Origin of the sequence: Chryseobacterium sp. YR221 (assembly GCF_900176315.1) — a bacterium.
Lineage (GTDB): Bacteria > Bacteroidota > Bacteroidia > Flavobacteriales > Weeksellaceae > Chryseobacterium > Chryseobacterium rhizosphaerae.
Window position 1 is genome coordinate 662,972 of record NZ_FWXM01000001.1, and the last position, 26,412, is coordinate 689,383.

General features: G+C 37.2%; 28 protein-coding genes. 5 read left to right on the forward strand and 23 right to left on the reverse strand.

Annotated features, from left to right (window positions below):
* Positions 1-108: 108 nt before the first annotated feature.
* Complete coding sequence (locus B8967_RS03060; protein WP_084084318.1) at positions 109-1,278, forward strand: M28 family peptidase; 1,170 nt, start codon at positions 109-111, stop codon at positions 1,276-1,278.
* Positions 1,279-1,424: 146 nt separating this feature from the next.
* Positions 1,425-1,862 (forward strand): hypothetical protein, encoded by a 438-nt coding sequence (locus tag B8967_RS03065; RefSeq protein ID WP_084084319.1) that lies wholly within the window; start codon positions 1,425-1,427, stop codon positions 1,860-1,862.
* Positions 1,863-1,889: 27 nt separating this feature from the next.
* Here the strand turns inward: B8967_RS03065 and B8967_RS03070 are convergent, their stop codons facing one another.
* From B8967_RS03070 to B8967_RS03155, 19 genes are all read right to left on the reverse strand, one after another.
* Positions 1,890-2,219: a hypothetical protein gene (locus B8967_RS03070; RefSeq protein ID WP_084084320.1), complete on the reverse strand. Its 330-nt coding sequence runs from the start codon at positions 2,217-2,219 to the stop codon at positions 1,890-1,892.
* A gap of 177 nt (positions 2,220-2,396) precedes the next feature.
* Complete coding sequence (locus B8967_RS22645) at positions 2,397-2,534, reverse strand: hypothetical protein (RefSeq protein WP_228406003.1); 138 nt, start codon at positions 2,532-2,534, stop codon at positions 2,397-2,399.
* Between the two features lie 220 nt (positions 2,535-2,754).
* Complete coding sequence (gene hisIE, locus B8967_RS03075; protein WP_084084321.1) at positions 2,755-3,342, reverse strand: bifunctional phosphoribosyl-AMP cyclohydrolase/phosphoribosyl-ATP diphosphatase HisIE; 588 nt, start codon at positions 3,340-3,342, stop codon at positions 2,755-2,757.
* Entirely contained in the window at positions 3,339-4,091 is a 753-nt protein-coding gene (hisF, locus tag B8967_RS03080) for an imidazole glycerol phosphate synthase subunit HisF (protein WP_084084322.1), read from the reverse strand. The genes hisIE and hisF overlap by 4 nt, the downstream gene beginning before the upstream one ends.
* Positions 4,084-4,806 (reverse strand): 1-(5-phosphoribosyl)-5-[(5-phosphoribosylamino)methylideneamino]imidazole-4-carboxamide isomerase, encoded by a 723-nt coding sequence (gene hisA, locus B8967_RS03085; protein ID WP_084084323.1) that lies wholly within the window; start codon positions 4,804-4,806, stop codon positions 4,084-4,086. The genes hisF and hisA overlap by 8 nt, the downstream gene beginning before the upstream one ends.
* Position 4,807: 1 nt before the next feature.
* Entirely contained in the window at positions 4,808-5,386 is a 579-nt protein-coding gene (gene hisH, locus B8967_RS03090; protein ID WP_084084324.1) for an imidazole glycerol phosphate synthase subunit HisH, read from the reverse strand.
* Positions 5,387-5,388: 2 nt separating this feature from the next.
* Positions 5,389-6,483: a bifunctional histidinol-phosphatase/imidazoleglycerol-phosphate dehydratase HisB gene (gene hisB, locus B8967_RS03095; protein WP_084084325.1), complete on the reverse strand. Its 1,095-nt coding sequence runs from the start codon at positions 6,481-6,483 to the stop codon at positions 5,389-5,391.
* Positions 6,480-7,511: a histidinol-phosphate transaminase gene (hisC, locus tag B8967_RS03100; protein WP_084084326.1), complete on the reverse strand. Its 1,032-nt coding sequence runs from the start codon at positions 7,509-7,511 to the stop codon at positions 6,480-6,482. Before hisC ends, hisB begins: the two co-directional genes overlap by 4 nt.
* A gap of 1 nt (position 7,512) precedes the next feature.
* On the reverse strand, positions 7,513-8,790 hold the full coding sequence (gene hisD / locus B8967_RS03105; RefSeq protein ID WP_084084327.1) for a histidinol dehydrogenase: 1,278 nt from the start codon (positions 8,788-8,790) through the stop codon (positions 7,513-7,515).
* A gap of 11 nt (positions 8,791-8,801) precedes the next feature.
* Complete coding sequence (hisG, locus tag B8967_RS03110; RefSeq protein WP_084084328.1) at positions 8,802-9,659, reverse strand: ATP phosphoribosyltransferase; 858 nt, start codon at positions 9,657-9,659, stop codon at positions 8,802-8,804.
* A 248-nt stretch (positions 9,660-9,907) separates the two neighbouring features.
* Positions 9,908-11,005: a glycosyltransferase family 4 protein gene (locus B8967_RS03115; protein WP_084084329.1), complete on the reverse strand. Its 1,098-nt coding sequence runs from the start codon at positions 11,003-11,005 to the stop codon at positions 9,908-9,910.
* 88 nt (positions 11,006-11,093) lie between these two features.
* Positions 11,094-11,870: a polysaccharide deacetylase family protein gene (locus B8967_RS03120; RefSeq protein WP_084084330.1), complete on the reverse strand. Its 777-nt coding sequence runs from the start codon at positions 11,868-11,870 to the stop codon at positions 11,094-11,096.
* A gap of 1 nt (position 11,871) precedes the next feature.
* Entirely contained in the window at positions 11,872-12,801 is a 930-nt protein-coding gene (locus B8967_RS03125) for a glycosyltransferase family 2 protein (protein ID WP_084084331.1), read from the reverse strand.
* Positions 12,802-12,804: 3 nt separating this feature from the next.
* Complete coding sequence (locus B8967_RS03130) at positions 12,805-13,968, reverse strand: glycosyltransferase family 87 protein (protein ID WP_084084332.1); 1,164 nt, start codon at positions 13,966-13,968, stop codon at positions 12,805-12,807.
* Between the two features lie 24 nt (positions 13,969-13,992).
* Complete coding sequence (locus B8967_RS03135; RefSeq protein WP_047492905.1) at positions 13,993-14,805, reverse strand: 2,3,4,5-tetrahydropyridine-2,6-dicarboxylate N-succinyltransferase; 813 nt, start codon at positions 14,803-14,805, stop codon at positions 13,993-13,995.
* Positions 14,806-14,890: 85 nt separating this feature from the next.
* Positions 14,891-15,499, reverse strand: coding sequence for a methyltransferase family protein (locus tag B8967_RS03140; protein ID WP_084084333.1), 609 nt, complete (start codon positions 15,497-15,499; stop codon positions 14,891-14,893).
* A gap of 95 nt (positions 15,500-15,594) precedes the next feature.
* Positions 15,595-15,990 carry a DUF2255 family protein gene (locus tag B8967_RS03145; protein ID WP_084084334.1) on the reverse strand — a complete coding sequence of 132 codons (396 nt, stop codon included), beginning with the start codon at positions 15,988-15,990 and terminating at the stop codon, positions 15,595-15,597.
* 108 nt (positions 15,991-16,098) lie between these two features.
* Positions 16,099-16,425 carry a LytR/AlgR family response regulator transcription factor gene (locus tag B8967_RS03150; protein WP_084084335.1) on the reverse strand — a complete coding sequence of 109 codons (327 nt, stop codon included), beginning with the start codon at positions 16,423-16,425 and terminating at the stop codon, positions 16,099-16,101.
* Positions 16,426-16,441: 16 nt separating this feature from the next.
* On the reverse strand, positions 16,442-17,014 hold the full coding sequence (locus B8967_RS03155; protein ID WP_143330450.1) for a C40 family peptidase: 573 nt from the start codon (positions 17,012-17,014) through the stop codon (positions 16,442-16,444).
* Positions 17,015-17,110: 96 nt separating this feature from the next.
* Between B8967_RS03155 and B8967_RS03160 the strand changes: the two genes are divergently transcribed.
* A complete protein-coding gene (locus B8967_RS03160) occupies positions 17,111-17,812 on the forward strand; it encodes a hypothetical protein (RefSeq protein WP_228406005.1) in 702 nt (233 codons plus the stop codon).
* A gap of 36 nt (positions 17,813-17,848) precedes the next feature.
* Here B8967_RS03160 and B8967_RS03165 read toward each other — a convergent pair whose 3' ends face one another.
* The gene (locus B8967_RS03165; protein WP_047492913.1) at positions 17,849-18,217 is read right to left on the reverse strand and encodes a hypothetical protein; all 369 of its coding nucleotides are present in this window, start codon (positions 18,215-18,217) and stop codon (positions 17,849-17,851) included.
* Between the two features lie 387 nt (positions 18,218-18,604).
* Here B8967_RS03165 and B8967_RS03170 point away from each other — a divergent pair, with 387 nt between their 5' ends.
* Positions 18,605-19,288 carry a hypothetical protein gene (locus B8967_RS03170; protein ID WP_084084337.1) on the forward strand — a complete coding sequence of 228 codons (684 nt, stop codon included), beginning with the start codon at positions 18,605-18,607 and terminating at the stop codon, positions 19,286-19,288.
* 261 nt (positions 19,289-19,549) lie between these two features.
* A complete protein-coding gene (locus B8967_RS03175) occupies positions 19,550-19,915 on the forward strand; it encodes a winged helix-turn-helix transcriptional regulator (protein WP_084084338.1) in 366 nt (121 codons plus the stop codon).
* A gap of 102 nt (positions 19,916-20,017) precedes the next feature.
* On the opposite strand, the gene B8967_RS03180 is transcribed toward B8967_RS03175, so the two are convergent.
* From B8967_RS03180 to B8967_RS03190, 3 genes are all read right to left on the reverse strand, one after another.
* Entirely contained in the window at positions 20,018-20,389 is a 372-nt protein-coding gene (locus tag B8967_RS03180) for a DoxX family protein (RefSeq protein WP_084084339.1), read from the reverse strand.
* A gap of 423 nt (positions 20,390-20,812) precedes the next feature.
* Positions 20,813-23,896, reverse strand: a complete 3,084-nt coding sequence (locus B8967_RS03185; RefSeq protein WP_084084341.1) for a T9SS type B sorting domain-containing protein — start codon at positions 23,894-23,896, stop codon at positions 20,813-20,815.
* Positions 23,897-23,997: 101 nt separating this feature from the next.
* Positions 23,998-26,346 carry a T9SS type B sorting domain-containing protein gene (locus B8967_RS03190; protein WP_084084343.1) on the reverse strand — a complete coding sequence of 783 codons (2,349 nt, stop codon included), beginning with the start codon at positions 26,344-26,346 and terminating at the stop codon, positions 23,998-24,000.
* Positions 26,347-26,412: the final 66 nt, after the last annotated feature.

The following is a 26,412-nucleotide window of genomic DNA, read 5'->3' on the forward strand; positions in this document are numbered from 1 at the left end:
TAAGTTCCGCATAACAAAATTGTATAAAATTTATTATATTTTTAAATTATTAAACACATCGTTGTGATTTATTTACTACATTCGTATTTACAAACCATTATATATAATATGAAAAAAATCACAACATTTTTATTGACTTCATTGGTCATACAGAGTATCGGAGCTCAATCTTTTATTCAGGCTTATAAAAACAGAGCTGATATGGTTACCCAGGCCAATATTACCGCCAATCTTCAGGAATTCGGTAATTTAGGAATAAAGACCACCGGCTCACAGGCAAACAACAACACGCTGACCTGGATTAAAAATAAATATACCTCTTACGGATATTCTGCCAGTCAAATTGTGGAAAGTTCCTTTACGTATGGATCATCGAGTTCAAAGAACCTGATCATTACCAAGACAGGAACTCTTTACCCTAACAAATATGTTATTATCTGCGGACATTACGATACCATTAATGGTCCGGGGGTTAATGATAACGGCAGTGGTACTTCCATTATCCTGGAAGCTGCCAGAATATTGAAAGATGTTCCTACAGAATACTCTATTAAATTTATTCACTTTTCAGGGGAAGAACAAGGTTTGGTAGGCAGCAGCCATTATGTGAATAATGTTGTATACCAGGGAGGTGTCCGCAAATTGGATATCCAACTTGTCTTTAACCTTGACCAGGTAGGTGGCGTAAAAGGGAATAATAACAATACGGTGTATTGCGACGAAGATCAGGGAGGAGTGTCCAGCAATAATGCCGCTTCTGCCGCAGTAACCCAACAACTCAGAAATTGTACAACACTCTACTCGCCTCTTCAGACCGCTGTTGACCCTGCCGAAGCCACGGACTATATTCCTTTTGAACAAAAAGGAGAAGTGATTACCGGGTTTTTTGAAAAAATAAGAAGTAACTACCCACACACCTCTAAAGACACCTTTGCTAATGTAGACCCTGTTTATGTTTATAATATTGGAAAAGCTGCCGTAGGTGCTTTACAACATTTTGCAACAGCCTCAGTATCTTCAGCCAATAAGCAAACTCCGACCAACACTCTGGAAGATGTAAAGATCTACCCTAACCCGGCTAACGATATTTTACACGTTGAGCTTCCTTCTCCAACCACTAATTTCAGCTTTGAAATGACCAATCTGGTAGGAAGATCATTACTTAAAACAAATAACGAAACCAAAATCGATGTCTCCACTCTTCAAAAAGGAATGTATATCGGCATTTTAAAAGTAGGTGATCAGACCCTAGTCAAAAATATATTGATTGACAGGTAAAATGTAATCATACTTTTTGAATATAAAAGCAAAAGCCAACTTATGAAAGTTGGCTTTTGTAATGATGATTATTTTCTAGTGTAAACTTTCCTATTTTTAAGACCAATTAAAATTATTAAATTTGTCTATTAAAAAATCAAATGATAATGAAACTACATATATTATTTTTTATTTCTTTTTTTCTAACAAGCTGTAATTTTAATAACACCTATGAAAATAGAGAGTCTGATAAACAAGAGGCTCAAAAGGTGGTTGATAGTTTTTATTCATTAATAAAACAAAATAACAGAGAAGAAATGTCTAAACTGTTTGGTAATAATTTTTTTAAGGTGACCCATAAAGATAAATTATACCAAGTTATTGATAAAACAGAAAATGAATATGGAGAAATTCAAAGTGATAGTCTTAATAGCTGGCGAACATTTGTTTCTAAAGGAACAAACTCTTTTTCAGAATATGAGTTAACCTATGACGTTAATAGAAACTATGGAAAAACAAAAGAAATAATTTCTTTAAAAAAGGAAAATGATACAATCAAAATCACCGGTTATAGAATAGATTTTGACATTGTTCCAAATAAATAAAAAGTGGAACTAATATTCCACTTTATTTTAGTCTTCATAACATTTCCAGAAGTGAGTAATAATACTATCTTTTTTGTGAATATTAAAGGTTAGTTCCCCTTTCTTTTTTACTATTGTATCTCCAACTTCTATTTCATTCCAATATAAATTCCACCACCTGTTATTGGTTTTACATATTTTAGATATTTGAGTAGCAGGATCATAACCCTTCACCTCAAACCAAACTGAAGATGTAGGAGGAATTTCAACTACTATTATACATTCTTCTTTGGAGAGTATTTTGGTATATTCAACACAATTAACTTTTCCACAAGAAAGTATAAAAAGAAATAAGCTAAGAAGCATTAATGATTTCATAACGATTTAATTACTTGAATGTCCAATTTTAATTTTGTCCGGCAAAATATTCTCCCAAACCTGCTCGCCCTGCTGGTTGAGTTTTACTAAGTGAAAATTGTAACCGTTATTGAGCTTTTGGCTATTGGCAGCTAAAGACTGGTTTTTAACCTGAATGCTGCTTCCTGTGATAAGATATTACTGGTCAATGGTTGTAATCACCTGATTGAGAAAATCCTGAGTGGAAGATTTGATGTCTTTCTGCCAGATCACTTCCTGGGCAGACAGACTCAGAATGGTACATAAGGTAAATGTACCCATGTAAAGTTTTTTCATATTTGTATTGTTGATATATCTTTCACAAAACTAGTATTTTTAGGCAACACAAAGCAATATCACATCACTGTATAGTGAAAATATATCAATAATTAATTGCTTACGAAGTAAAATTTCCACCAATACCTTAGTTTAGATGTTTGAATAATTAAAATCATCCATAGACTGTTCTAGGAAATAATTCAATTCCATAAAAAACCTTTGAAAAATTTCAAAGGTTTTATCGGTTTCTGCTTTGGAGGATCTCTTCTATTTCTTCCAAGGTATAGCCTTTTGTTTTCAGTAAAATTAAGACGTGATAGAGTAAGTCGGCAGCTTCATTTTTAAAGAGTTGCTCATTATTATCTTTAGCCTCAATCACCAGTTCTACCGCTTCTTCTCCTACTTTTTGAGCTACTTTATTAATCCCCCGCTGGTACAGAGAATAGGTGTATGATTCTTCTACCCGGTTGTCAATCCTTTGGGATATCTTTTCTTCCAGCTCATACAGAAATCCCTTGGAATCCTTATTTCCAAAACAACTGAAGCTTCCTGTATGGCAGACCCCATTCCGTGGAATCACTTTTATTAAAACAGTATCCTGATCACAGTCTATTCTGATATCTTTTACCGTTAAAAAATTGCCGGACTCTTCCCCTTTTGTCCAGAGTCTGTTTTTGGAGCGGCTGAAAAAGGTGACTACCCCTTCCTTTTTTGTTTTTTCAAAAGCTTCTTCATTCATATATCCCAGCATCACCACCTGAAGGGTTCTATTGTCCTGAATAATGACAGGAATAAGCCCATTGCTTTTATCAAAGTTAATTTTCATCTTACGTTAATTTTTTTAGATTTCAATAATTCTTTCAAGTCCATAATTCCGATTTCATTAAAATGAAAAACACTGGCTGCCAAGGCTCCTGTAGCTTTTGTTTCATTAAAGACTTTAAGAAAATCAGCAGCATTTCCAGCTCCTCCCGAGGCAATGACCGGAATACCCACATTTTCAGAAACCAGTTTTGTAATCCGGAGATCAAAACCATTTTTTGTTCCGTCGCCATCCATAGAAGTTAAAAGAATTTCCCCTGCTCCCAAAGATTCTGCTTCTCTGGCCCATTCCAATGTCATCCATTCTGTTTTTTCGCGTCCTCCTTTTATATGCACCCAATCAATGTTCCCTGCCAGACGGGTATCAATCGCGACCACTACACATTGACTGCCAAATTCCTTTGCCAAAGTAGAGATGAGCTGTGGGTTTTTGACTGCGGAAGAATTGATGCTGATTTTATCCGCACCAGCCTCCAGAAGCTTTCTGACATCCACAACAGAGGAAATTCCACCACCTACGGTAAAAGGTATGCTCAGTTCGTTACCTATCTTTCGCACCAATTCAACAAAGGTTTTTCTTTCTTCAATAGTGGCCGTAATATCCAGAAAAACAAGCTCATCAGCTCCCTCCTGTTCGTATTTTACAGCCAGCTCCACAGGATCTCCGGCATTGCGAAGTCCTTCAAAGTTCACCCCTTTTACTGTGGAACCTTCTTTAATATCCAAACATGGAATAATTCTTTTTTTAAGCATTTTCAATAAAGTTCTGAAGTTGTTGTAAGCTTATTTTTCCCTCGTAAATGGCTTTTCCGATAATAGTCCCGGAACATCCGATATCTTTCATTTTATAGACGTCTTTGATGCCTGAAATGCCACCGCTTGCCGTAAGCTGTATTCCCGTTTTGTATAAAATCTCAATATACAGCCCTGTAGAAGGTCCTTCCAGCATGCCGTCCTTGGCAATATCAGTACATATAACATGCTGAATTCCTTTTTTCTGATATTGAAGAATAAAATCAATAATATCTTTATCACTTTCTTCCTGCCAGCCGGAGGTTTTAATCTTCCTGTTGTCACAGTCTGCCCCAAGGATGATTTTCTCAGTACCATATTTTTCAATCATTCCAAAACAGAATTCAGGATCCTGAACGGCAATACTTCCCAATGTAATCTGCTGTGCTCCGGAACTGAATGCAGTTTCAATGTCCTCCTGTGTCTTTAGCCCACCTCCAAAATCAATATGAAGAGATGTTGCTCCGGCAATATCTTCCAGGACTTTCCGGTTAACAATATGTTTTGATTTTGCTCCGTCAAGATCTACCAAATGAAGATACCGGATTCCAAAATTTTCAAACTCTTTGGCAACTTCTACAGGGTTTTCGTTATATATCTTTTTTGTAGTGTAATCTCCTTTTGACAGGCGCACACATTTTCCGTCGATAATATCAATGGCTGGAATAATTTTCATGTTATAGTTTAATAAAGTTGGTTAATATTTGACTTCCTATTCCTCCTGATTTCTCCGGGTGAAACTGTACAGCATAAAAATTATCCTTTTGCAACGATGAACTGAACGGCAGGATATAATCACACACAGAAGTTGTAAAATCAGACAGTTCACAATAAAAGCTGTGGACAAAATAAACATCATTATTCTTTTCAATTCCTAAAAAAAGAGATGATTCCTGGTCTGAAACCGTATTCCAGCCCATATGAGGAACTAAATCTGTGGGTGGGAACCGTTTTACCTTCACATTAAAAATTCCCATTCCGCGGATACCTCCTTCTTCGTTATCCCCACACATCAGCTGCATTCCCAGACAAATCCCCAGGACAGGCTGCTTAAGGCTTGGAATAAGTACATCCAGCCCTTTCTCTTTCAGCAGCTTCATGGTAGAAGAGGCTTCGCCTACCCCTGGAAAAATAACTTTATCCGCTTTTATAATCTGCTCAGGATCATCTGTAATTACAGAATCTACCTTCAGCCTGTTCAGTGCATTTTGAACTGAACTTACATTGCCTCCGTTATATTTTATTATAGCTATCATGATTATAAGCTTCCTTTTGTAGAAGGTAAATTATAGTTGGTATCAGATTGGTTTACTGCCATTTTAACGGCCTTTGCAAATGCTTTGAAAATAGATTCTATTTTGTGGTGTTCATTGGTTCCTTCCGCTTTGATATTCAGATTGGATTTTGAAGCGTCCGTAAAAGATTTAAAGAAGTGTGAGAACATTTCCGTTGGCACATCGCCAATTTTTTCCCTTTTAAATTCGGCATCCCATACCAGCCAGGATCTTCCTCCGAAATCAATAGCCACTTGTGCCAGGCAATCATCCATAGGCAGTAAAAATCCATATCTCTCAATTCCTTTTTTCTTACCTAAGGCTTTTACAACGGCTTCTCCCAATACAATTCCTGTATCTTCTATGGTGTGGTGTTCATCCACTTTAAGATCTCCTTTTACTTTTATGACAAGATCCATATTTCCGTGTCTGGCAATCTGCTCCAGCATGTGATCAAAAAAGTGTAATCCTGTAGAAATTTCAGAATTCCCGCTTCCATCCAAATTGATCTCAATTTCAATGTCTGTTTCATTTGTCTTTCTGGATACTTTAGCTCTTCTCATTCCTTGCTTTAAAAACTGATAGATCTCTGCCCACCGGGTCGTACTAAGCGCAGATTCATTATTAAAGTCATTATTAAGATAAATTGCTTTACATCCCAAATTTACAGCCAGTTGCACATCACTACCTCTATCACCAATTACATATGAATTTTCCAGGTCATAATTCCCGTAGATATACTTTCCAAGCATTCCAACACCCGGTTTTCGGGTAGGCAGATTCTCATATTCAAAGCTTTTATCTATTACAATATCACTGAAAAATATGCCTTCATTTTCGAAAGCTTTCAACATTTTATCGTGAGGTTTTATAAAATCTTTGAAAGGAAAACTATCTGTTCCCAACCCATCCTGATTAGTTACCATTACCAGTTCATAATCCAATTCATTAGCTATTTTGGAAAGGTTCTGAAATACTCCCGGATAAAATTCAAGTTTCTCCAGAGAATCCACCTGAAAATCTGTAGGAGGTTCAATGATCAGGGTTCCGTCACGGTCTATAAAAAGCACTTTTTTCATAATTGAATATTTTTTAAAATGGTAATCAACATTTCATTTTCTTTACGGTTTCCGATATTAATCCTGATACATCCGGGAATTGCGGGATCTCTTTTACTTGTCAGAATTTCATTTTCCAGCATCCTGTCATAAACGCCGTCCACATTTTTCAGTTCGATCAAAAAGAAATTGGCATCCGTAGGAAAAACTTTTGAAATACAATCTACCTCTTTAAACTGTTCTTTCAGCCATAGTCTTTCTTTTAAGATACTATTGACGTTTTCTTTAAGTCTCTCTTCATTATCAATCGTTTCCAGAATCAGCTGCTGACTTAAAGAATTAACGTTATAAGGTGCTTTTACCGTATTAATGAGGCATATAATTTCTTCAGAAGCATAGGCCATTCCTACTCTTGCACCTGCAGTCCCCCAGGCTTTGGAAAAAGTCTGTAAAACAATCAGATTAGGATACTGATCTAGAAGTTCCAGGCTTGATTTGTTTTCAGAAAACTCAATATAGGCTTCATCAACCACTACAATTCCTTCAAAATTCTGAATATAAAATTCAATATCTTCTATGCTGTTTCCTGTTGGATTATTGGGTGAGCACAGAAAAAATATTTTGATGGGCTGTTCCTGTATAATTTTTAAAAAATCATCTTTGACAATTTCAAAATTTTCATCCAGATCCAACTTCAATACTTTATTTTCATTGATCGCTGCGTAGAAGCCATACATGGCAAAAGAAGGATTCATCATGAGTATCGAATCTTTTTTAGGCTCACAAAAAACCTTAATAATCAGATCGATAAGCTCGTCACTTCCATTTCCAACAGCAATCTGTGAAGGAGATACCTTTTTAAGACCCGCCAGTTTATTTTTAAGTTTTTTCTGAGTAGAATCCGGGTAACGGTTAAATTCTCCGAAAGGGCTTTCATTGGCATCCAGCAGCACAGGACTGCTAAATTCATTATGATCCCTGAAGCTGATGTAAGGCTGTAGTTTTAAAATATTATCCCGTACTAAAGTATTGATATTCATATTTTTCATTTTATCGTTTTAATCTTATTGATACTGCATTTTTGTGAGCAAAGAGTCCTTCCGCTTCTGCCATGAGCTCTATTGTTTTTCCTAAATTCTGAAGTCCTTCTTCAGAGAGATGCTGGAATGTTATTTTCTTGACAAAACTATCCAGGGAAACCCCGCTATAATTTCTTGCATAAGCATTTGTAGGGAGCGTGTGATTGGTTCCGCTGGCATAATCTCCTGCACTCTCACAGGAGTAATTTCCTAAGAAAACCGATCCTGCATTCTGGACCATTGGAATATATTTTTTAAAATCCTTCATTGCCAAAATAAGGTGTTCCGGTGCATACAGGTTGCTGAACTCAAGAGCTTCTTCTAGGGAATTCACCAGGATAAAGCAGCTATTTTCCAGTGCTTTTCCTGCCATTTCATTTCTTGGCAATTTTTTGATTTGCTGATCAATAGCACCCATTGTCTCATTGAAAACTTTAAGATCGGTAGCCACGAAAATCACCTGACTGTCACTGCCGTGCTCAGCCTGTGAAAGCAGGTCTGCGGCACAGAAATCCGGCACAGCTTGCTCATCCGCAATCACAAGAACTTCGCTTGGTCCTGCAGGCATATCAATGGCGACTCCATATCGTTGGGCATATTCTTTGGCAGCGACCACAAACTGATTTCCCGGTCCGAAAATTTTGTATACCTTGGGAATACTTTCTGTTCCCAGAGTCATGGCAGCAACTGCCTGAGCTCCTCCGGTTTTAAAAACTTTGGATATTCCACATAGTTTTGCCGTATAAAGAATCGCAGGATTGACATTTCCGTTTTTATCCGGTGGGGTACAGAGAATAACTTCCTTACATCCGGCAAGATTAGCCGGTATGGCAAGCATTAAAACCGTCGAGAATAAAGGAGCTGTTCCTCCCGGGATATAAATCCCTACCTTTTCAACAGCACGATTTTCTCTCCAACAAATGACTCCTTTCGTTGTTTCAATTTTCTGAACTTTCTGCTTCTGTGATTCGTGGAACTGAAAGATATTGTCTTTTGCCTGCTGAATAGCTTTCTTTAACTCACTGCTAACCAGCTTTTCGGCTTCTTCAATTTCTGATTCCAAAACGATGACACCATCAGTTTCTGCCTGATCAAATTTCCTGTTAAATGCAAGAAGTGCTGAATCTCCATTTCTTTCTACTTCTTCAAATATTTCAGCAACAAGTCCTGAGATTTCTGCTCTTTCTAAAACGGGCCTCTGTACTAAATCTGCCCATATATTCTTATTCGGATATCTGTATATTTTCATAGGTATGTGTTTTAAATGACCATTTTATCAATTGGAATAATGAGTATGTCCTGGGCTCCGTTTTCTTTCAGTTCGTCAATCACGTCCCAGAATCTTTCTTCATCGATCACAGAATGAATACTGCTCCACCCTTCTTCTGCCAGAGGGATTACCGTAGGGCTTTTAAGGACAGGAAGAACATCTGCTACCTTCGCTATTTTTTCATTAGGAACATTCATCAGGATATACTTTGATTTTTTCGCCTTTAAAACAGCCTTGATTCTGAATAAAAGCTTTTCGAGAATAACTTCTTTATCCTGAGATAGTTTAGGGGTTTGGGCAAGCACAGCTTCCGATTTAAGAAGGCTGACGGTTTCTCTTAATCCATTCTTAAACAAAGTACTTCCAGAACTTACGATATCACAGATCCCATCTGCCAGACCAATATTAGGTGCAATTTCTACAGAACCTGAGATGATGTGTATATCTGAAGTAATTCCTTTTTTTTCTAAGAAAGTCTTTAGGGTATTGGGATAGGAAGTTGCGATTTTTCGCCCTTGAAAATAAGACAGTTCATCCGTTTCTACCTCTTTAGGAACAGCAAGGGAAACCCTGCACTTGGAAAAACCAAGCTGCTGAATGATCCGGATATCTTTTGCTTTTTCTATCAAAAGATTTTCGCCTACAATAGCGATATCCACCACCCCATCTTCAAGATACTGAGGAATGTCTGAGTTTCGCAGGTACATGATTTCCATCGGAAAATTATCTACCGAAACTTTAAGCTGGTCTTTACCGTTGTTGACAAATATTCCGCAGTCTTTGAGAAGCTGTAAAGATTCTTCGTAGAGCCGGCCGCTTTTCTGGATTGCAATTTTTATTTTACTCATTTCGTCTTTTTTGAGTCCGAGTAAATAAAAACTGATTGATTGAAAATTTCTGAGGTGAATTCAGGAAACAAAAAAACCGCCTATTTACTCAGACGGTTTTTATTATTTTTGATTTTAGCATGCACATATATCAATCAATTCCGCCTAACAGAGATGATGATAATAATGATGTAATGCTAAAAAAATGGGTTTCATTGTATTGAATTGTGGTACAAATGTAGGGTTTATTTTTAAAATGCAAAGTTTTTTCAGATAATTTTTTGATAAAAATTCATCAGCTCCTCTGCAATAGGTTGGTCATTAAACTTCTGAACAAACTCGAAACTCCTTTCTACACGACGTTTCCTTTCGGATTCATTTTCCCATAAAAATTTTATTTTAGCTCCAATGTCGAGAGCATTATTGGGATCAATATAGACGGAATCACTTCCCCCCGCTTCAGGTAGGCAGCTCGTATTGCTGGTCACCGTCACTGTTTTTGAGAAAAGTGCTTCTATCACCGGGATTCCAAAGCCTTCAAAGAAACTTGGGTATACAAAAATATCGGCCATCTTATAGATCGCAGCCAGTTCGTCCATGGAAACACCTTCCAAAAACAGGACTTGCTTTACCATATTGTTCTTTTTCAGGAAGCGTTCTATCTTTTGATAATATTTTGTCTTTCTTCCCACTACTACCAGAGGAATATCTGTTCCGTGGATTCCTTTTACAATATTCAGAAGGTTTTTTCGCTCCTCTATCGTTCCCACATTCAGAATAAATCTTTCAGGAAGCTTACATTTTTCTTTTACAGACTGCATAAATTCCTTAGACTGCTTCTCTTTAAAAGCTTTATGACAGCCCTGGTAAATCACTTCAATTTTAGTTTCCGGAACTTTTAAATAGTGGATAATATCTCTTTTGGTCTGTTCCGAAATGGCAATAATTTTATCGGCTGTGTCAGCTGCTTTTTTAAATTTCCAGAAATGAATTTTCCTGTCAAAAAAAGAATAATACTGAGGATATCTCATAAAGATCAGATCATGGATTGTAACCACTTTTTTGATAGGTGTTTTATCCCATTTCAACGGCAGTTCACCGGATAGACCATGGAAAATATCAGCACCCTGTTTCTGGGCATCTTTTCCCATTTTCAGCTGCCTTGAAAGACTTCCTTTTGAGGTTTCAACAAACAGGACATCTGGACGGTCCAGAATATCTTTTCCCCGCTCAGAGGTGTTTTTATTAAGCAATATATACTGATTATCAGGATAATATTGAGAAAGTATTCTTATAAGGTCTCTGGAATAATTACCCAAACCGGACGTATTGTGAAAAAAACGTTTTGCGTCAAAGGCAATTTTCATAGGGATCTGTTTATTTTGTTTATAAAACCACAGGCAATTGTTACTTTCGTCTGGGTTTGTTTATGATGAAACTTCGCTGATGCTAATATCATCGTTGTATCTGTTTTTGAAACTCCTGAAAGGTACCAAACTGATGGCCTTTTTCTTTAAGCCAGCCCACGAATGAATCAAACCTTTCTACCATATCTTTTCCTGAATTTTTCACCGTAAATCCGGGAAGCTTGAATGCCTCCTCTTTAATTTCTGCAAATTCCCACGGATGAAAATAAACATTCAGGTATTTATCCTTTTTCAGGGTATCTGAAGCCAGTTTTTTATAGAATGATAAAGGAAAATTATGAAAACTCAACCAGAATAAAGGAATTCTGAAATTGGGTGATACTGAAGCTGGAATTTGGGTTACATTCCCCTCTTTGAAATAGGTCCTTGATACCTTTAAATTGTTATATCTTCCCGGAAGAAAAGTGGGATTAACAGATGAATTATAAGAATATCCGGCTTTTTCAACCGCTTTTTCATCCACGGGCATCATCCTTGGCATTCTTAATCCCGTTACTTCTGTTGAGAATAATTCCTGTAATCTTTCCCTTGATTCTTTCAGGTGTTTTTCTTCAAATTCCGAATGAAACCATGTATGGGAAGCCAGCTCATGGCCTTCTTTTAATAACCTTTCAATAAGGTGTTTGCTGTTTTCAGCAAAAACTACCGTAGAAAAGAAGGTGGCTTTTGCCTGATGTTTTTTAAGGATATCCAATATCCTTTCCAGTCCTGTCTGCGAAATTGAAATTTGCTTTTCAAAGGGAATTTCGCCCTTATACTCTAATGGCATATCAAATTCTTCGATATCAAAACTCAATAATACCATTTTAAAAATTTTTGTTTTTAATAATATAATTAGGTCTGTCTTTCACCTGCTTAAATATTTTACCTAAATAAATTCCCATAATTCCCATAATGATCAATTGCAGTCCTCCAAAAAAGACAATAGTCATAATCAGAGATGCCCAACCTGAAATTTCGGTTTTTGCAACAAATGAATGAATGACATAAGTGCCGTATCCCACAATGGAAAGTGCTGAAAATAAAAATCCTAAATAAGCGGCCAGATACAACGGTTTTACACTAAAAGCTGTAATTCCCGTAAAGGCAAAAGTGAGCATTTTTTTAAAATTATAGCTACTTTCCCCGGATAATCTTGTATCAGCCTTAAAATCAATTCCGGCCTGTTTGAATCCCATCCAGCTGGTGAGACCTCTGAGGAATAAATCGTCTTCGGTAAAGGTACGCATTACTTCAACAGCATTGGCATCCATTAATCTGAAATCTGAACCTCCTCCTTTTGTTAAATTAACATCGGATAAACCGGATAATATTTTATAGAAAAAGTCTGATGTTTTTCTTTTAAAAAAAGATATTTCTTTGGGATAAGTTCTGACAGTAAATACAATATCATAACCTTCTTCCCATTTTTTGATCATTTCAGGAATCAGTTCTGGAGGATGCTGAAGATCACCATCCATCGAAATGACAGCATTGCCATTGGCATTATCCATCCCGGCCTTTACAGCAGGCTGATGTCCGAAATTTCTCGAAAATTCAATATATTTTACTTCTTCAAACTGTTGAGACAGTTCTTCCAATCGCTGCTGGGTATTGTCTCTGCTTCCGTCATTAACAAAAATAACTTCATAATGATAGTTTTCCAACCCGGAAAAAACATCCCTGATTCTTTCATGGACTAATGCAACATTACCTTCTTCATTATGAGCAGGAATGACAATTGAGATTTTCTTCATGAGTTAGTATGATAATTTATCTGTATATTTTTTAGTCATCAGCTCCCAGGTAAGCCTTAGCCATATCACCACACATGGAACAGCTTTAATGGCATACTTCAGAATAAAGTTCTCTTTTACTGTTTTTGGAAATAAATCTGAAGTTGAAAAACACGTAAACAGAATCAGAAAAACCAACATAGCAATCACTAGCGGGCTTTTCTTTTCCTGAATCAAAAACCAAATAACAGCACCCGCCACAGCAATAATATAGGTAGGCGGCTCAGAACTTGAACTGAACAACACCACAAACAATAATGAAGAGGCTAAAATGGACAGTTTAAAACCCAGATATTTATACTGGCTGATTCTCAGGTAAGGTAAAAAGAAAAGCGGAACTCCGATAGCCAGAAATATCGTATTGGGAATTGTAGCATCCCCAAGTACTCTTCTCACAAATCCCATCAGGGAAATATCCTGAAAGTTTCCAAGCTGCTGGTTCTCCATATTTTTATGTTTCAATTCTACAAACCAGTCTACATAAGACTGCAGACCGAAATGAACAGATGAATATAACATCGGAATAGCCAGAAATGCTAAGGAAATAACAATAAAGGAAAGTATGAATTTCTTTTTATCTTTTATGAAGAAGAATGAGGAAAGCCCTACAATTCCATAGATCTTCACAAAAAAACCTATGCAGATTGATAAAGCAGACTGTACTTCTTCTTTTCTGTAAATATGAGCTGCAGAAAGAATAATCAATCCTGCCAGTGCCACATTAAACTGTTGGTGAAGGCTGGAGGTGATAAACTCCTGTAAACAAAGCCATAAGAAAAAGGATTTATTTCTTTCCGAGAACGGTAATTTTTTCGCTGCCAGTAGGAAAACCAACACATTGGCTACATTCCACAGGATTAGACCTGCCCAATCCGGAAGCATTGCAAAGGGAGCAATAATCACGCTAAAGAATACTCCATAATGATTAACATCCAGGTATTCCGGATAAGAAAGATAAAGGTTTCTTTCTTTAAGCGTGTTAAAAAAAACGTTCTTAAAAATCAGGTAATTATTGTAGGCACGCTCTCCCCTCGAATATTTTGACAAGGCTGTAGCAATGGCGGTAATAATATAAACCCCAAATATATATTTAGGGTTTAGTATAAATGATGAAATTTTTTCCTTCAATGTGGCATTTTTTATGGTTGTAAACTATACAGCTACATTATTTTCCCTCAAAGCATCATTAAGTGAAGTCTTCTTATCTGTAGATTCTTTTCTCTGTCCGATAATAAGAGCACATGGAACCTGATATTCTCCGGCGGGATATTGCTTTGTATAACTTCCAGGAATAACTACTGAACGTGCAGGCACTCTTCCTTTTATTTCAATAGGCTCACTTCCTGTCACATCAATAATTTTTGTAGATGCTGTCAATACAACATTCGCTCCCAGTACGGCTTCTTTTTCCACATGAACTCCTTCTACAACGATACATCTTGAACCGATGAAGCAATCATCTTCAATAATTACCGGAGCAGCCTGTAACGGCTCTAATACACCACCGATACCAACTCCACCACTTAAGTGTACGTTTTTACCGATTTGTGCACAGCTTCCTACTGTAGCCCAGGTATCTACCATAGTTCCTGAATCTACATACGCCCCAATATTTACATAAGAAGGCATCAAAATTACTCCTGAAGCTACAAAAGATCCTTCTCTTGCAATCGCATGAGGTACAACTCTTACTCCTTTTTCTGCATAATTTTTCTTTAAAGGAATTTTGTCATGAAATTCAAATGGCCCTACTTCAATAGTTTCCATTTTCTGGATTGGGAAATACATTACTACTGCTTTCTTCACCCATTCGTTTACCTGCCATCCATTTTCTGTAGGTTCAGCTACACGAAGTTCTCCTGAATCAAGTAAAGAAATCACCTCTCTTATCGCTTTCTGGCTGTCTTCATTTTGTAATAAATCTCTGTTATCCCAAATGTTTTCAATTGTTTGTTGTAACGACATGTTTCTTATTTAAATTAGTTTGAAAAATTATACGGCCAAAGATACAAAAAAGTTCAGCAAAATACCTGTTAACTTTATGCTTTTGCTAAAGGCTCAGCATCCGTCCAACCCTCTTTTTATAAGTTAGATAAGCCTGTCCGTGTTGTTTTTGCAAATACTCTTCTTCAAGCCTGATCTGAATCTGCATCAAAATACACCCCATCAGTGAAAAGATAAAAGCAATGACCGTAGGGAAAGCAAGAAAAAATCCTATAAGACTTACCATCATCCCCAGAAATATAGGATTTCTTGAAAATCTGAATAATCCATGGGTGATCAGTTCGGTTTTTGTCTTACTGTCGATGCCGATACGCCATGAGTTTTTCATCTGAACCTGGGCAGTAACCACCCAAATAAAAGCGGTTATCATTAAGGTTATCCCAGCATACCTTATGCTATCAAGATCCAGAATATTGATTCTGAAAGTTGAAAAAACAGTCTGGGGAAACAACAGAAAAAGCACAGTATAGATGAACAGCGTTATTATAGTGATTTTAAAATAAAAACCAATTAGCCCATAGGCTGAGTCATCTTTTGGAAGGACATTCGGGTTTTTACCAATTTTTCGGGCTACTGTAAAACTGATTCCCAAAAATGAAACGGTAAAGAACAGAATAAAATACAGAGGAATAAAAAATCTCATGAAGTCTGTCATAATCTATAGTTTTCTACAAATTTCATCAGATTCGGAATGCAATGCTATTGCAATCATTTAATTCAATTGACAGTATGATTTTTTTATCAGAGGCATTAGATTTCATTTCTAATGATGAATACGTTACAAATAATCAATTCCATGGTGTGATCAATATGTTTCTGACGAATGATTCCTTTTGAGTATCGGATATTTTGCCCTGTATTGTATTTTGTCAGGTAAGCCTGATTAATTTCGTCGGTAAGTTCATTGATGTCATCGGGAATTATTGCCTTTATAGTGTAGATGGTATCTCCACACTGGATCTGTCCCATAGAATCTTTTACAAAAGAATGGTACCAGCTTCGTTCGGCCAGTCCCCAGGATCTGGCAAATATCCTATCCCGGACGACCACCATCCAGATTTCTAAAAAATCAGGTCTTCGGTTTCCGGCTTTTATTCCGATAATAGAATTTGTTTTTATGTACTCCAGTGCTTTGTTGTTATTCATACTCAACGTTTTTTTTGTAAAACTAGAATAACAGGAAAAGAATACAAACTTTATTATTCAACTGGTTAAAAACAGTATGTCTTTATACATTTTTATGATCCAGATGGTCTAAAGCATCATTGTATTGAGAGCAGTAGTAAGGCATTCTTTATAGCTTTTAGCAACAGCAATTTTCAATGTTCCACATATCAGCTGATTGTCTTCAAAGGATTCTATATTAATGATATTGACGATATATGAATTGTGTACCCTCATAAACCCATCGGGTAAGTTGTCAATCAGTTCCTTAAGGCTTTTATAATAAATATATCTTTTATGGTCAAGGGTATGGACTTCAACATAGTTTCCCAATCCTTTAATGATGGTAATATCTTTAAAGAAAAGCTTTACCAGTTTTTTATCTGTTTTAACAAAAGCAAATGTCCTGTTCTCCATTACAAATTATAATGAGTTACAGAACTCTTTGGGCATGAAGATAGGCTTTATTCCAGTATTTTTCGTTCAGGGATGAAATAATCACTCCTTTTGAGGTAGAAGCATGGATAAACTTCACTTCCCCATCGGGTCCAATGTCATGAACAATTCCTACATGGGAAACCCTGCTTCCTCCCGCTGTTGCAAAAAATAACAGATCTCCGGGTTTAACATCGGTAATATCTATGCTTTTCCCGGCATCAGCCTGGTCTGACGATCTTCTTGGAAGGGTGAAAGCATTTTCTTCAAATACTTTTACCGTAAACCCGGAACAGTCGAATCCGGACGAAGTATTCCCTCCAAATTTATAGGGAGTTCCAATATATTTCTCAGCATCTTTCAGGATATCATTCGCCGATCTTGGGACTTTTCCATCAAATTTAGAATCAAGTCTTCTAAGGTTTTCAGATTTTGCCACCGTTTTAGATCCTGATTTTTTATGGGCAGAAGCACTTTTTGATGATCCACAGGAAACGACAATAGCAGAAGCTATCATTAGAACAGCCAGCTGTTTTATTCTTAGTTTTTTCACAAATAATTCCGGTCCCATACTCCTCTGATTTTTACTTAATTAACTAATTATATACAAATATACATTTTATAATTTAATTACGGTATAACTATACTACAACTATATGATAAATATATGTTAAAATTTAAATCTCCATTATTTATTCCTATATTTGGATTCAATTTTGGCAATAGCAATATGGCAACGTATGAAAGTCTCATCAAGATCAAAGGAGCTGTGGGTGACCTGGTTTTTTATAATCTGAACGGCAAAAATGTGGTTCGGAAGAAAAGTGGGTTCAATAAAACGGCTTTTAAAAAGAGTCCTTCTTATGAAAAAGTAAGACAGAACAGTTCAGAATTTGGGCACTGTTCAAAAGTCGGAAAAATCATACGAGCCAGTTTGACCGACTATATAAAAGAAGCAGGAGATCCCCTCCTCTACCAGAAGTTTGCGAAGCGGATGACCGAAATTAAAGACCTTGATACCGTATCTGAAAGAGGTAAAAGAACTGTAAAGGAAGGGTTAAAAACAGAAGAAGGAAAAGCTCTTCTCAGAGGATTTCTGTTGGGTAACACAAAAAATTTATCCTCAAAAGCAGAAATCCGGGATCAGACTCTTTTCCTGGATGAAAGCTTACCATCTTATAGGGCTGATATTGTAACGATCAGGCTGGATTTCGAGCATTACACGGCTGAATATGCTGAAGAACATATGATACTGGAAAATAAGAAAAAGATCAGTTTTAAAAAGCAATTCGCGGAGGATGATTTTCTGATCTATTTTGTAGCCTTGAAACAAGAATCCCACACGATTACTCATATGGGATTTGTGTAAATAAAAAAGTCTGCAGGGCTCTGCAGACTTTCTATTTTATTTTTTTTCTCCCTTCCAGCTTCCTGATTTTGCAGGGGTGGGAAGTGAGTTGGACCAATTTCCATTTCCTTTTTTATCCGTATTTAAGGTTCCTCTGAAATCTCCTTTTGACGGAAGCCCTACTACTGCCGTTAAATCTCCTGAAGTACTTAGATTACCGGAAATATTATAATTTTCGTTATTTACATCAGAATGCATGGTACCTGTCACTTTTCCGGCATTATCTACCACAATATTCCAGACTCCCTTGTCACTCCCTTCATAAGTTCCTGACCATGTTCCTATATAATCATAAATAGTGTCATCATCAGAGCTACAACCGATAAATAAAAACGCCGTTAATAAAAGTAAAAAAAGTTTCTTCATAGTTTCAGTAGTTTTATAACCTAAATCCTGTTATTCTCTGCTTCCGTTTTGTTCAGAAAACATTCTGTGACAAAGAATAGTGTTTAATATTTATTATTTTTTGTTCGTGCAAATCTACTAATTTTTTCTTCAAATTGTCTGAATTTTAATCAGCAGGCAATATGTTTATTAAAAAACAACATATTTCGGCTAAAATACAAATATTTTTCAAACAATATCAGGGATCAAAATTTTTCAGCTAATCTTTCGCTCATAAGTTTAATTTATTCTTAATTAAATATTATCCAGTTATTAACTTACTGTATTATATATTTTTACATAATTAATATTTTAAATTATATATATTTCCTATCTTAGTGAAAAATTAGATAGATTTAATTTAATAACATGAAAACAAAAACTATTTTTTTGACCGCACTTGCTTTTTATGGAAGTTTAAGTGCTCAGGTGGGAATTAACACAACAACTCCTACTCAGACATTAGATGTAAATGGACAGGTAAGAGTAAGAGGGTTGGCAAATCCTGATAAAAAAATTGTTTCGGCAGATGCACAGGGTGTTCTAATCCTAATGTCCCCTGAAGAAATTTTTTCTCCCAAAGCTATACTCAACACTTCTACATCCCCTACTGAACAGCGGTCAACTATTTATGAAGGAAAGTGCTTCCAGCCTTCAGATAATGCCTCTTCATGTACTGTTATTGTCAATCATTACAGTTCATGTGCCGGTTTTACCAATGCTGTGGATACCCAAATCGTAGTTGGACAGGGCATTAATACAGGAAACGGACAGTTCTTAGGAACCTGGTCAGCCCGATTTATCGACAATAAAGGGTTTGCCGGCACAGCACCTGTAGCCAATCAGATCCCTCCCGATTATCCAAGAATCTCCTATCCTAGCGCCAACATGGCCAATTATCTGGGAAGCGGATCATTCTCCGGACAATGTAATACCGACCTGGTAACTACCATTAATCAGACTACCGGGGATATCAAAATAGAATCTGTAAAACGAAGCATGTTTGCACACCTTGTCTACCTTATTTCGGTAGCCCGTTCAAAAAGTCTATAATATATATAATTGATTTCAATGAGGAGCCGCAATATTTTATTGGGGCTCTTTTTTTAGAAAAAACAGGGTTAAGAAGCAGTCAAGGTGGTTATGAAGGCCGTCAGATGTTTTTATGTTCAGCAGTTTAATTCATTGATAAGCCGTTTTTGTTGTCCATCAATTATAATAAACCTTCAATCTCCTTTTGTACATTTGCTTAATAATACAGGTATACTCCATTCTACTTGATCAGATTTTAAATATAAACCAGCAGTTATCCCCATGACCACCAGAAAAGAAAATTCAACAAATAATCACAATGAAATGTATTGGAAAAGTAATTGTGGACTGTCTGTTACTTTAGCCATGATAGGGGGAAGATGGAAAATTAATATCCTTACCTATTTGCTGAACTATCCAAAGCTTCGGTATTCTGAACTTAAAGAAAAGCTTGTTGGCATTTCCGAGCGGGTACTCAGTGCGAAGTTAAAAGAGCTTGAAAATGATGTGTTGATAGAAAAGATTGAATATGAAGGTTTCCCCCCTAAGGTAGAATACATTCTGACAGAAAAAGGAAAGTCTTTGAAAGAAATCCTTGACTTGATGGACCGCTGGGGAGATCAGGCCCTCGAAAAACAAGATGAATAAGCCTGTGATTTGTAAACCACGAATACACGGATAAGACATTCGCACATTCGTGGCTCAAACAAAAAGGCTATCTTAATTTTGAGATGATCTTTTCATTACTACTCAGACCATCATTTTAAAATTCTTATCGAGTACCAGCAAGACAACTGAAATAATACACATCAGTAAAGAATTATAATAATGATTGTATTCATTGTGAGCCATGTGAGCTGTGAAAGCTCCTATTGCAAAGGGAAATAAATACAGCGCTGCTATATTTCTAAACTGAGGTTTAAACAGGCCTACCACCAACAACACTACTCCCAATAATTCCAACGCTCCTATAAGAATGGTCGAGGGGGTATTGAACCCTAAAGACTTCATACTTTGCATCATGGAGGTCTTCTGAAAGACTTTATACAAAGAAGCATACCCAAAAACATACAGATAATAGGCATAGCCCACCCAATAAATAACGGTTTTAATAATTTCCATTTCTTTTTTTTTACAAATTTCATAAAAAGAAATATTTTTCCTGTTTACTTACTAAATTGTAGGGAAAGGGAAATTTTGAGAAAAGCAGATCTGCAATCACAAATGCCCGGATGATACTTTCCGTCATTAATGTAAAAGGCAGTACAAATCAAGATTTGCACTGCCTAAACAAAAATGTTTCTCTACATCAATCTACTGCATAATTACTATATAAAAGTTTTTATTTTTTAGACACTTTAATACACTTTAGAAAGTTTAAAAAATACCGCACAATTAAGTTCACATAAGATGAAAACCTCAACAAAACTTCAGTGTACTCAAAGTATATAATTTAAATAGCTTAAGTGTTTAAAAATCTTTTGTGACTTTTGTGGTAACATTTAAACAGGCTTATAATAATACCCCCTTTATTCATAAAAATTCCTAGTTTCTGTTTTTTACAAGAATCCATCCCGAATAAGTGATAGGAGTCCTGATATCCGGTTCAGTCCATGTTATTTCGTACCAGTACGTTCCGCTACTTACCGGAGTTCCGCCAATGGTACCATTCCATTTCAGGCTGGTATTTTTATCTGAGGAGAATAAAAGCTGTCCGTATCTGTTGAATATATTGAATTTCAAATCTTTCAGATATGCCAGTTCACCATAATCCAGATCATCATTGATTCCATCACTGTTTGGGGTGATGGCATTGACAAGATTAGGTACTGTAATCTGTACCTGAACCGGATCACAGTTGTTTGAATCTTTTATATAAAATGTATTGCGCCCTCGTGGAAGATCCGTAAATACATTGGAATTCTGCCATATCATTCCATCTCTGGAATACTGATAAGGAGACTCTCCTCCCTCTACCGTAATGGTCGCGGTATTATTTTTCACCTCAATCCGCTTGATCCTTGGACTCGGAAATGCAAAGACACTCACAGTCTGTTTGGTCTGGCAGCCATCTGCCGTCAGGATCACCCAATAGTCACCTACCGGTACATTCTGAATAGCCTGTGTGGTAGCTCCCGTACTCCACAAATATGAAGTATAGCCAGGACCTGCATCCAGCTTGGTAACTGCAAGCGGACAAATATACTGATCCACTAAAAGCGGAGAAGGTTTGGGTGGAATGACATTCAGGGTTATTTTGGCATAATCAGAACACCCGTTACCAGTAGTGATCTTTACATAGACCGTTGTATTCGGGGAAACATAGACCGTTGGTACTGTAATTTCGTTGGTTCCGTTAAGTGTATCGTTAAGTGTTGGGTAATATTTTTTTGTGACGGGATTGGTAGAAGTGACTATGGCCGTTGTCAGGTTAAAGGTCCCCTGCCCCGGATGATTGGAAATGAAACACCCGGAAAGCACTGCATCTATCACATCGGGACCACGATAATACTGGAGTGTAATTTTCGCATCAGCCGTGCACCCTTCTAATGTGGTTACTTTTACATAAACGGTAGCCGGTACTCCCGATGGGTATGCATTTGCAGGAATAATCTCATTGGTTCCTGCATTTAAATCTGCCAGTGTCGGATAATATTTTTTAATGGCTGTAGCGGGACCTCCCACATTGGCCGTGGTAAGATCAAAAATACCTGATCCATTAATATTGCAGGCACTTACTATAGCATCTGTAAGGATCAAAGGCTGTACGGTAACATTCACTTTTACCTGCTCACAATCTGTAAATTCAGGATCGTTTCCACAAAATTTATAGGTAAACGTATCAGTTGTTGTCCCTGCATTGGCTGTATAGGTCAGTAAACCTGTAGCAGGATCTATTGTTAAAGTACCGTTGGACGGAGGTATTATAATCTGTACACTTCCCGGAACAAGAATCTGTGTTGAATTACTGAATGTCGGGGTAATCAGCGTAGGCATTCCGGCGCCACAGGCGTTTAGTGACTTTACAGTATTCACCAGACAAGAATAGACTTTGTAGGGATATGTGGTGTATACACAATTTTCCTTAGTGATAGATACTGTATAATTTCCTCCCTGCGTAGGAGAAAAAGTATGGGAGTTGGCTCCCGGAATAGGGTTCCCATTCAGATTCCACTGATAATGGTTGAACCCGCTTTCAACCTGTAAAACAATTCCCGGAGCACACTCTCCTACAGATTTACTGATGACCGGAACAGAGCTGAATCCTGCAAAATATCCTCCATAGCCTAAATTCCCACTTCCTCCTGCAATTCCTGCTGTCACTGCATTTGTGGAATTTACGGTAACATTTCCCGTGATATTGGGAATCGTATATGAAACCCAGTTTGAAGTTCCTGTAACAGGGAAAGGTCCTTGTGCAGCAGTTGGTGCAACACCATTCACCGTTACACTGGCTCCTGTCTGGGTAAGGATATTAAGTTTTACAAAAAGCGGAGGATTAAAAACAGTTGAGTAAGGGAACTCATCTATTTTTCCTATTTCATCGATGATTTTAGGCAGAAAACAATTTAAAGGAGGGATATAATTAAATCCTTCCGTAGCATCATTATCTGCCGTACCGGATAAAAGCTGATAGGTATAGACATTTTTACTTGTTTTGATATACATATTAAGATGAGAAGGGCCGTTTACCACATAATTGGAGGCCTTTACACGGTAATATTCTCCTTCATTTAATGTAGCCACAGGTGCTGGATTATCATTCAGCCAGATCTTGGTATCGTTTTCAGGGGCTACAATAATAGCCCCTTCAATTTCCGGAGTAAGATTTCCCATTCCCTTAATCAGGACAAATTCATTTCCCAGACGTTCAACTGGAACCGACTGATCCATAATGATATCTTCCCCATTATAAGGCGGAGCAAGCCCGAACTGGCCACGAAAATTTCCATTAGTAACAGAAACAGGTTTTGTAGCTTCTATTTTGGCCCCTATAAATCCGTCTTTATTTCCCGGTCTGGTAGCAACACCCGAAAATATATATGACTGGCCTTTATTTAAGGTAATGCTAATGGTAGGCTGTGTAAGCCCATTAAAATTATTGATAAACCACGTGGTCATATCGTATCCTGAAACTTTAACCTGCGTATTATCTTCAGTTGCCAGAATACCACACGTAAAATTCAATGTATTGGTGTTATTCATCAGCGGAGCATACACTGCATAAAATGTAGTCCCGATTCCTGCTTTACCTTTAGAGGTCAGAATTTCACCATGATTGACTTCTGAAAACCTATAGGTTGCAAAAAACGGAAGATCACCATGGAGGTATAGGCCTCTGGTTTTTACGCTCATGGCATCAGCGGGATTTTGACCTAACATGAGATTGATAGGAACGTCAAATGTCTGAGGGCTTCCTTTACTGATGGTAACGGTTCCTATGGCCGCATTATTATTGTAAATGGTAACGGGAAAGGGAACAGTACTATCCGTGGATAGATATAAAGCCTGTCTGGGACTGCCATTCGCAAGACTTCCGGCCATAGGGGCAAACCAATGATCCGTATCTCTCTGTGCCTGAATGAACAGAGATAAAAGCAACATAAAAATAAATAAGATCCTTTTCATAAATTATAAGGAGATTTTTAAATTAAGCAAAACATAACGGCCGTTTAATAAGCCTTTTGTTGTTAATATTGCAGGTATTACTAGTTATATTTTTTCAGAGGCTATTCCCAGTTTTTCACCAAGATCCAGCCGGTATATTTAATAACTGTATTGGGCAAATTGGGTTCTTTCCACGAGATGACATACCAATATGCTCCGGAGGCTATTTTCTTATTACTGAACAGTCCATCCCAAGTATAGTTGTTGAAGGCTGTACCTTTAAAGACATTGTTTCCATAGCGGTCAAACACGGTAAAAGAAAGATCTTTCTTGTAGCGAAGTTCTGAGTAGGAAACCGTATCATTAATGTTGTCTCCATTCGGAGTAATAGCATTAATGATATTGACCACAGTCATTTCTACCTCTATGGGATTACAGTTGTAAGCATCTTTAACATAAAACTTCTGCTGCCCATTCGGAATATTGGTAAATACATTAGAGTTCTGCCAGTTGATATTATCTGTGGAGTATCTATAAGGAGGTGTTCCTCCAATTACCGTGAGAGCAGCTCTTTTATTATCGATATCAATATTCTTGATCACCGGTTTCGGAGCTGAGGTTACAGACACCTCATGTCTGCTGAAACAGCCGTTATATTGCAGAATAACCCAATAATTTCCGACACCCACATTGGAAATAGATTGGGTGGTAGCTCCTGTACTCCACTCATATGACTGAAATCCCGGTCCGGCGTCCAATATTGTCGTTTCATCAAAACAAATTACCTTGTCGGCAAGCAAAGAAGGCTGATGAGGAGGCATTATCACTTCAAATACAGGAGTTGTTACCGGAGGGCAGCTTCCTCCCACCGAAACGGTTACCGTATAATTTCCCGCTTGAGTTGGAGTGTAAGTATTGGATGTTGCTCCCGGAATAGGGCTTCCATTGAAATTCCATTGGTAAGAAATATAGCTATCATCCACTTCCAGAACCATTCCCGGAATGCAATTCCCGTTTTTTTTGGCAATAACAGGAATAGAAGAAAATCCCGCGAAATATCCACCATAACCTACAGCTTCATGGCCAGCGGCAATACCAGCAGTAATGGCTTTTGTAGATTGTACAGTAATATTCCCTGTAACATTCTCCAAGGAATAAGTAGACCAATTTGGGTTTCCTGTTACGGGATAAGGTCCCTGAATTCCTGACAATGTTGTTCCGTTTACAGATACCGTTGCTCCGGATTCGGTGATGATATTGAGCCTGACTTTGGGATCAATAGCCGTGAAATAAGGTAAGGTATTAATGAGCCCTATTTCATCAATTTTTTTAGGAAGAAAACAGTTAATTGGTGGAATATAATTGGCTCCTCCCGTGTTATAATACGTTCCTGAACCACCTCCCGACATGAGCTGATAGACATAAATTTTCCGGGTACTTCTGATCCGCATATTATAATGACCGCTAAAATTCTGGCTGATAAATGATGTAGATCCAATGCGGTAAAACTGCCCTTCATCCAGTGTCGCAATCGGAGTCGTTTCATCATTTACATAGACTTGGGTATTATTTTCTGTAGCGACAACCACAGCCCCTTCCAGCTCATAAGAAAGAGGAGCCATTCCTTTCATCAGTATATATTCTTCACCTAATCGTTCTACAGGTATGGATTGATCCATGTAAATATCAAGCCCTCCTGCTCCATTGCCAATCAATGTATGTTGTCCGTTAAAATTTCCATTAGTGACGGAAATCGGTTTGTCAGCAACTATTTTGGCTCCGATAAAACCACTTAAATTAGACGCTATGCTTCCATTTCCTTCTATAATATAGGACTGCCCCTTATGTAATGTAAAAGTTATGGTGGAATTACCTGATCCGGTGGTTCCATTGGAAAACTGAACTGTCGGACTGTAGCCTGATACCGTTACATTTGTATTATCTTCTGTAGCCAATACACCACAGGTAAAGTTAAAACTAGGATTGGTAACCGATAATGGGGCGTATGCTGTATAAAACCGGGTTCCGATTCCGGCCTTACCTTTAGAGGTCAAAATTTCGCCATGCTTATCAACGGAGAACCTGAATGTGCAAAAAAAGGGCTTATCTCCTTTTACATAAAGTCCTCTGGTAGTGACACTAAATGCTCCCGACTGGGCATTTGTCATCATTAAATCCTTAGAAACATCATACGAAACAGGACTTCCTTTACTGATTGTCACTGTTCCTAAAAGTGTATTGTTATTATAGATATTTACTGGAAACGGAACGATAGAATCCGTTGATAAAAATAAGGCCTGCTTGTTGGTATCCGTAAAATAACTTTGTTTCATCGGAGCAAACCAATGTTCGGTATCCCTTTGCGAAAAAAGATCATTGCTGGCAAAGAGGAGTAATAAAAAGCTAAACAAGAGCTTCTTTGAAAGGTGTAGCCATTGCTTTATATAATGGGATATTTCTTTAGGGATCATAAATATTTTTGTTTTATAAGAAAGGATGGATTTCGCTCTTAATCATCTTTCTGAATGTTTTCAGCA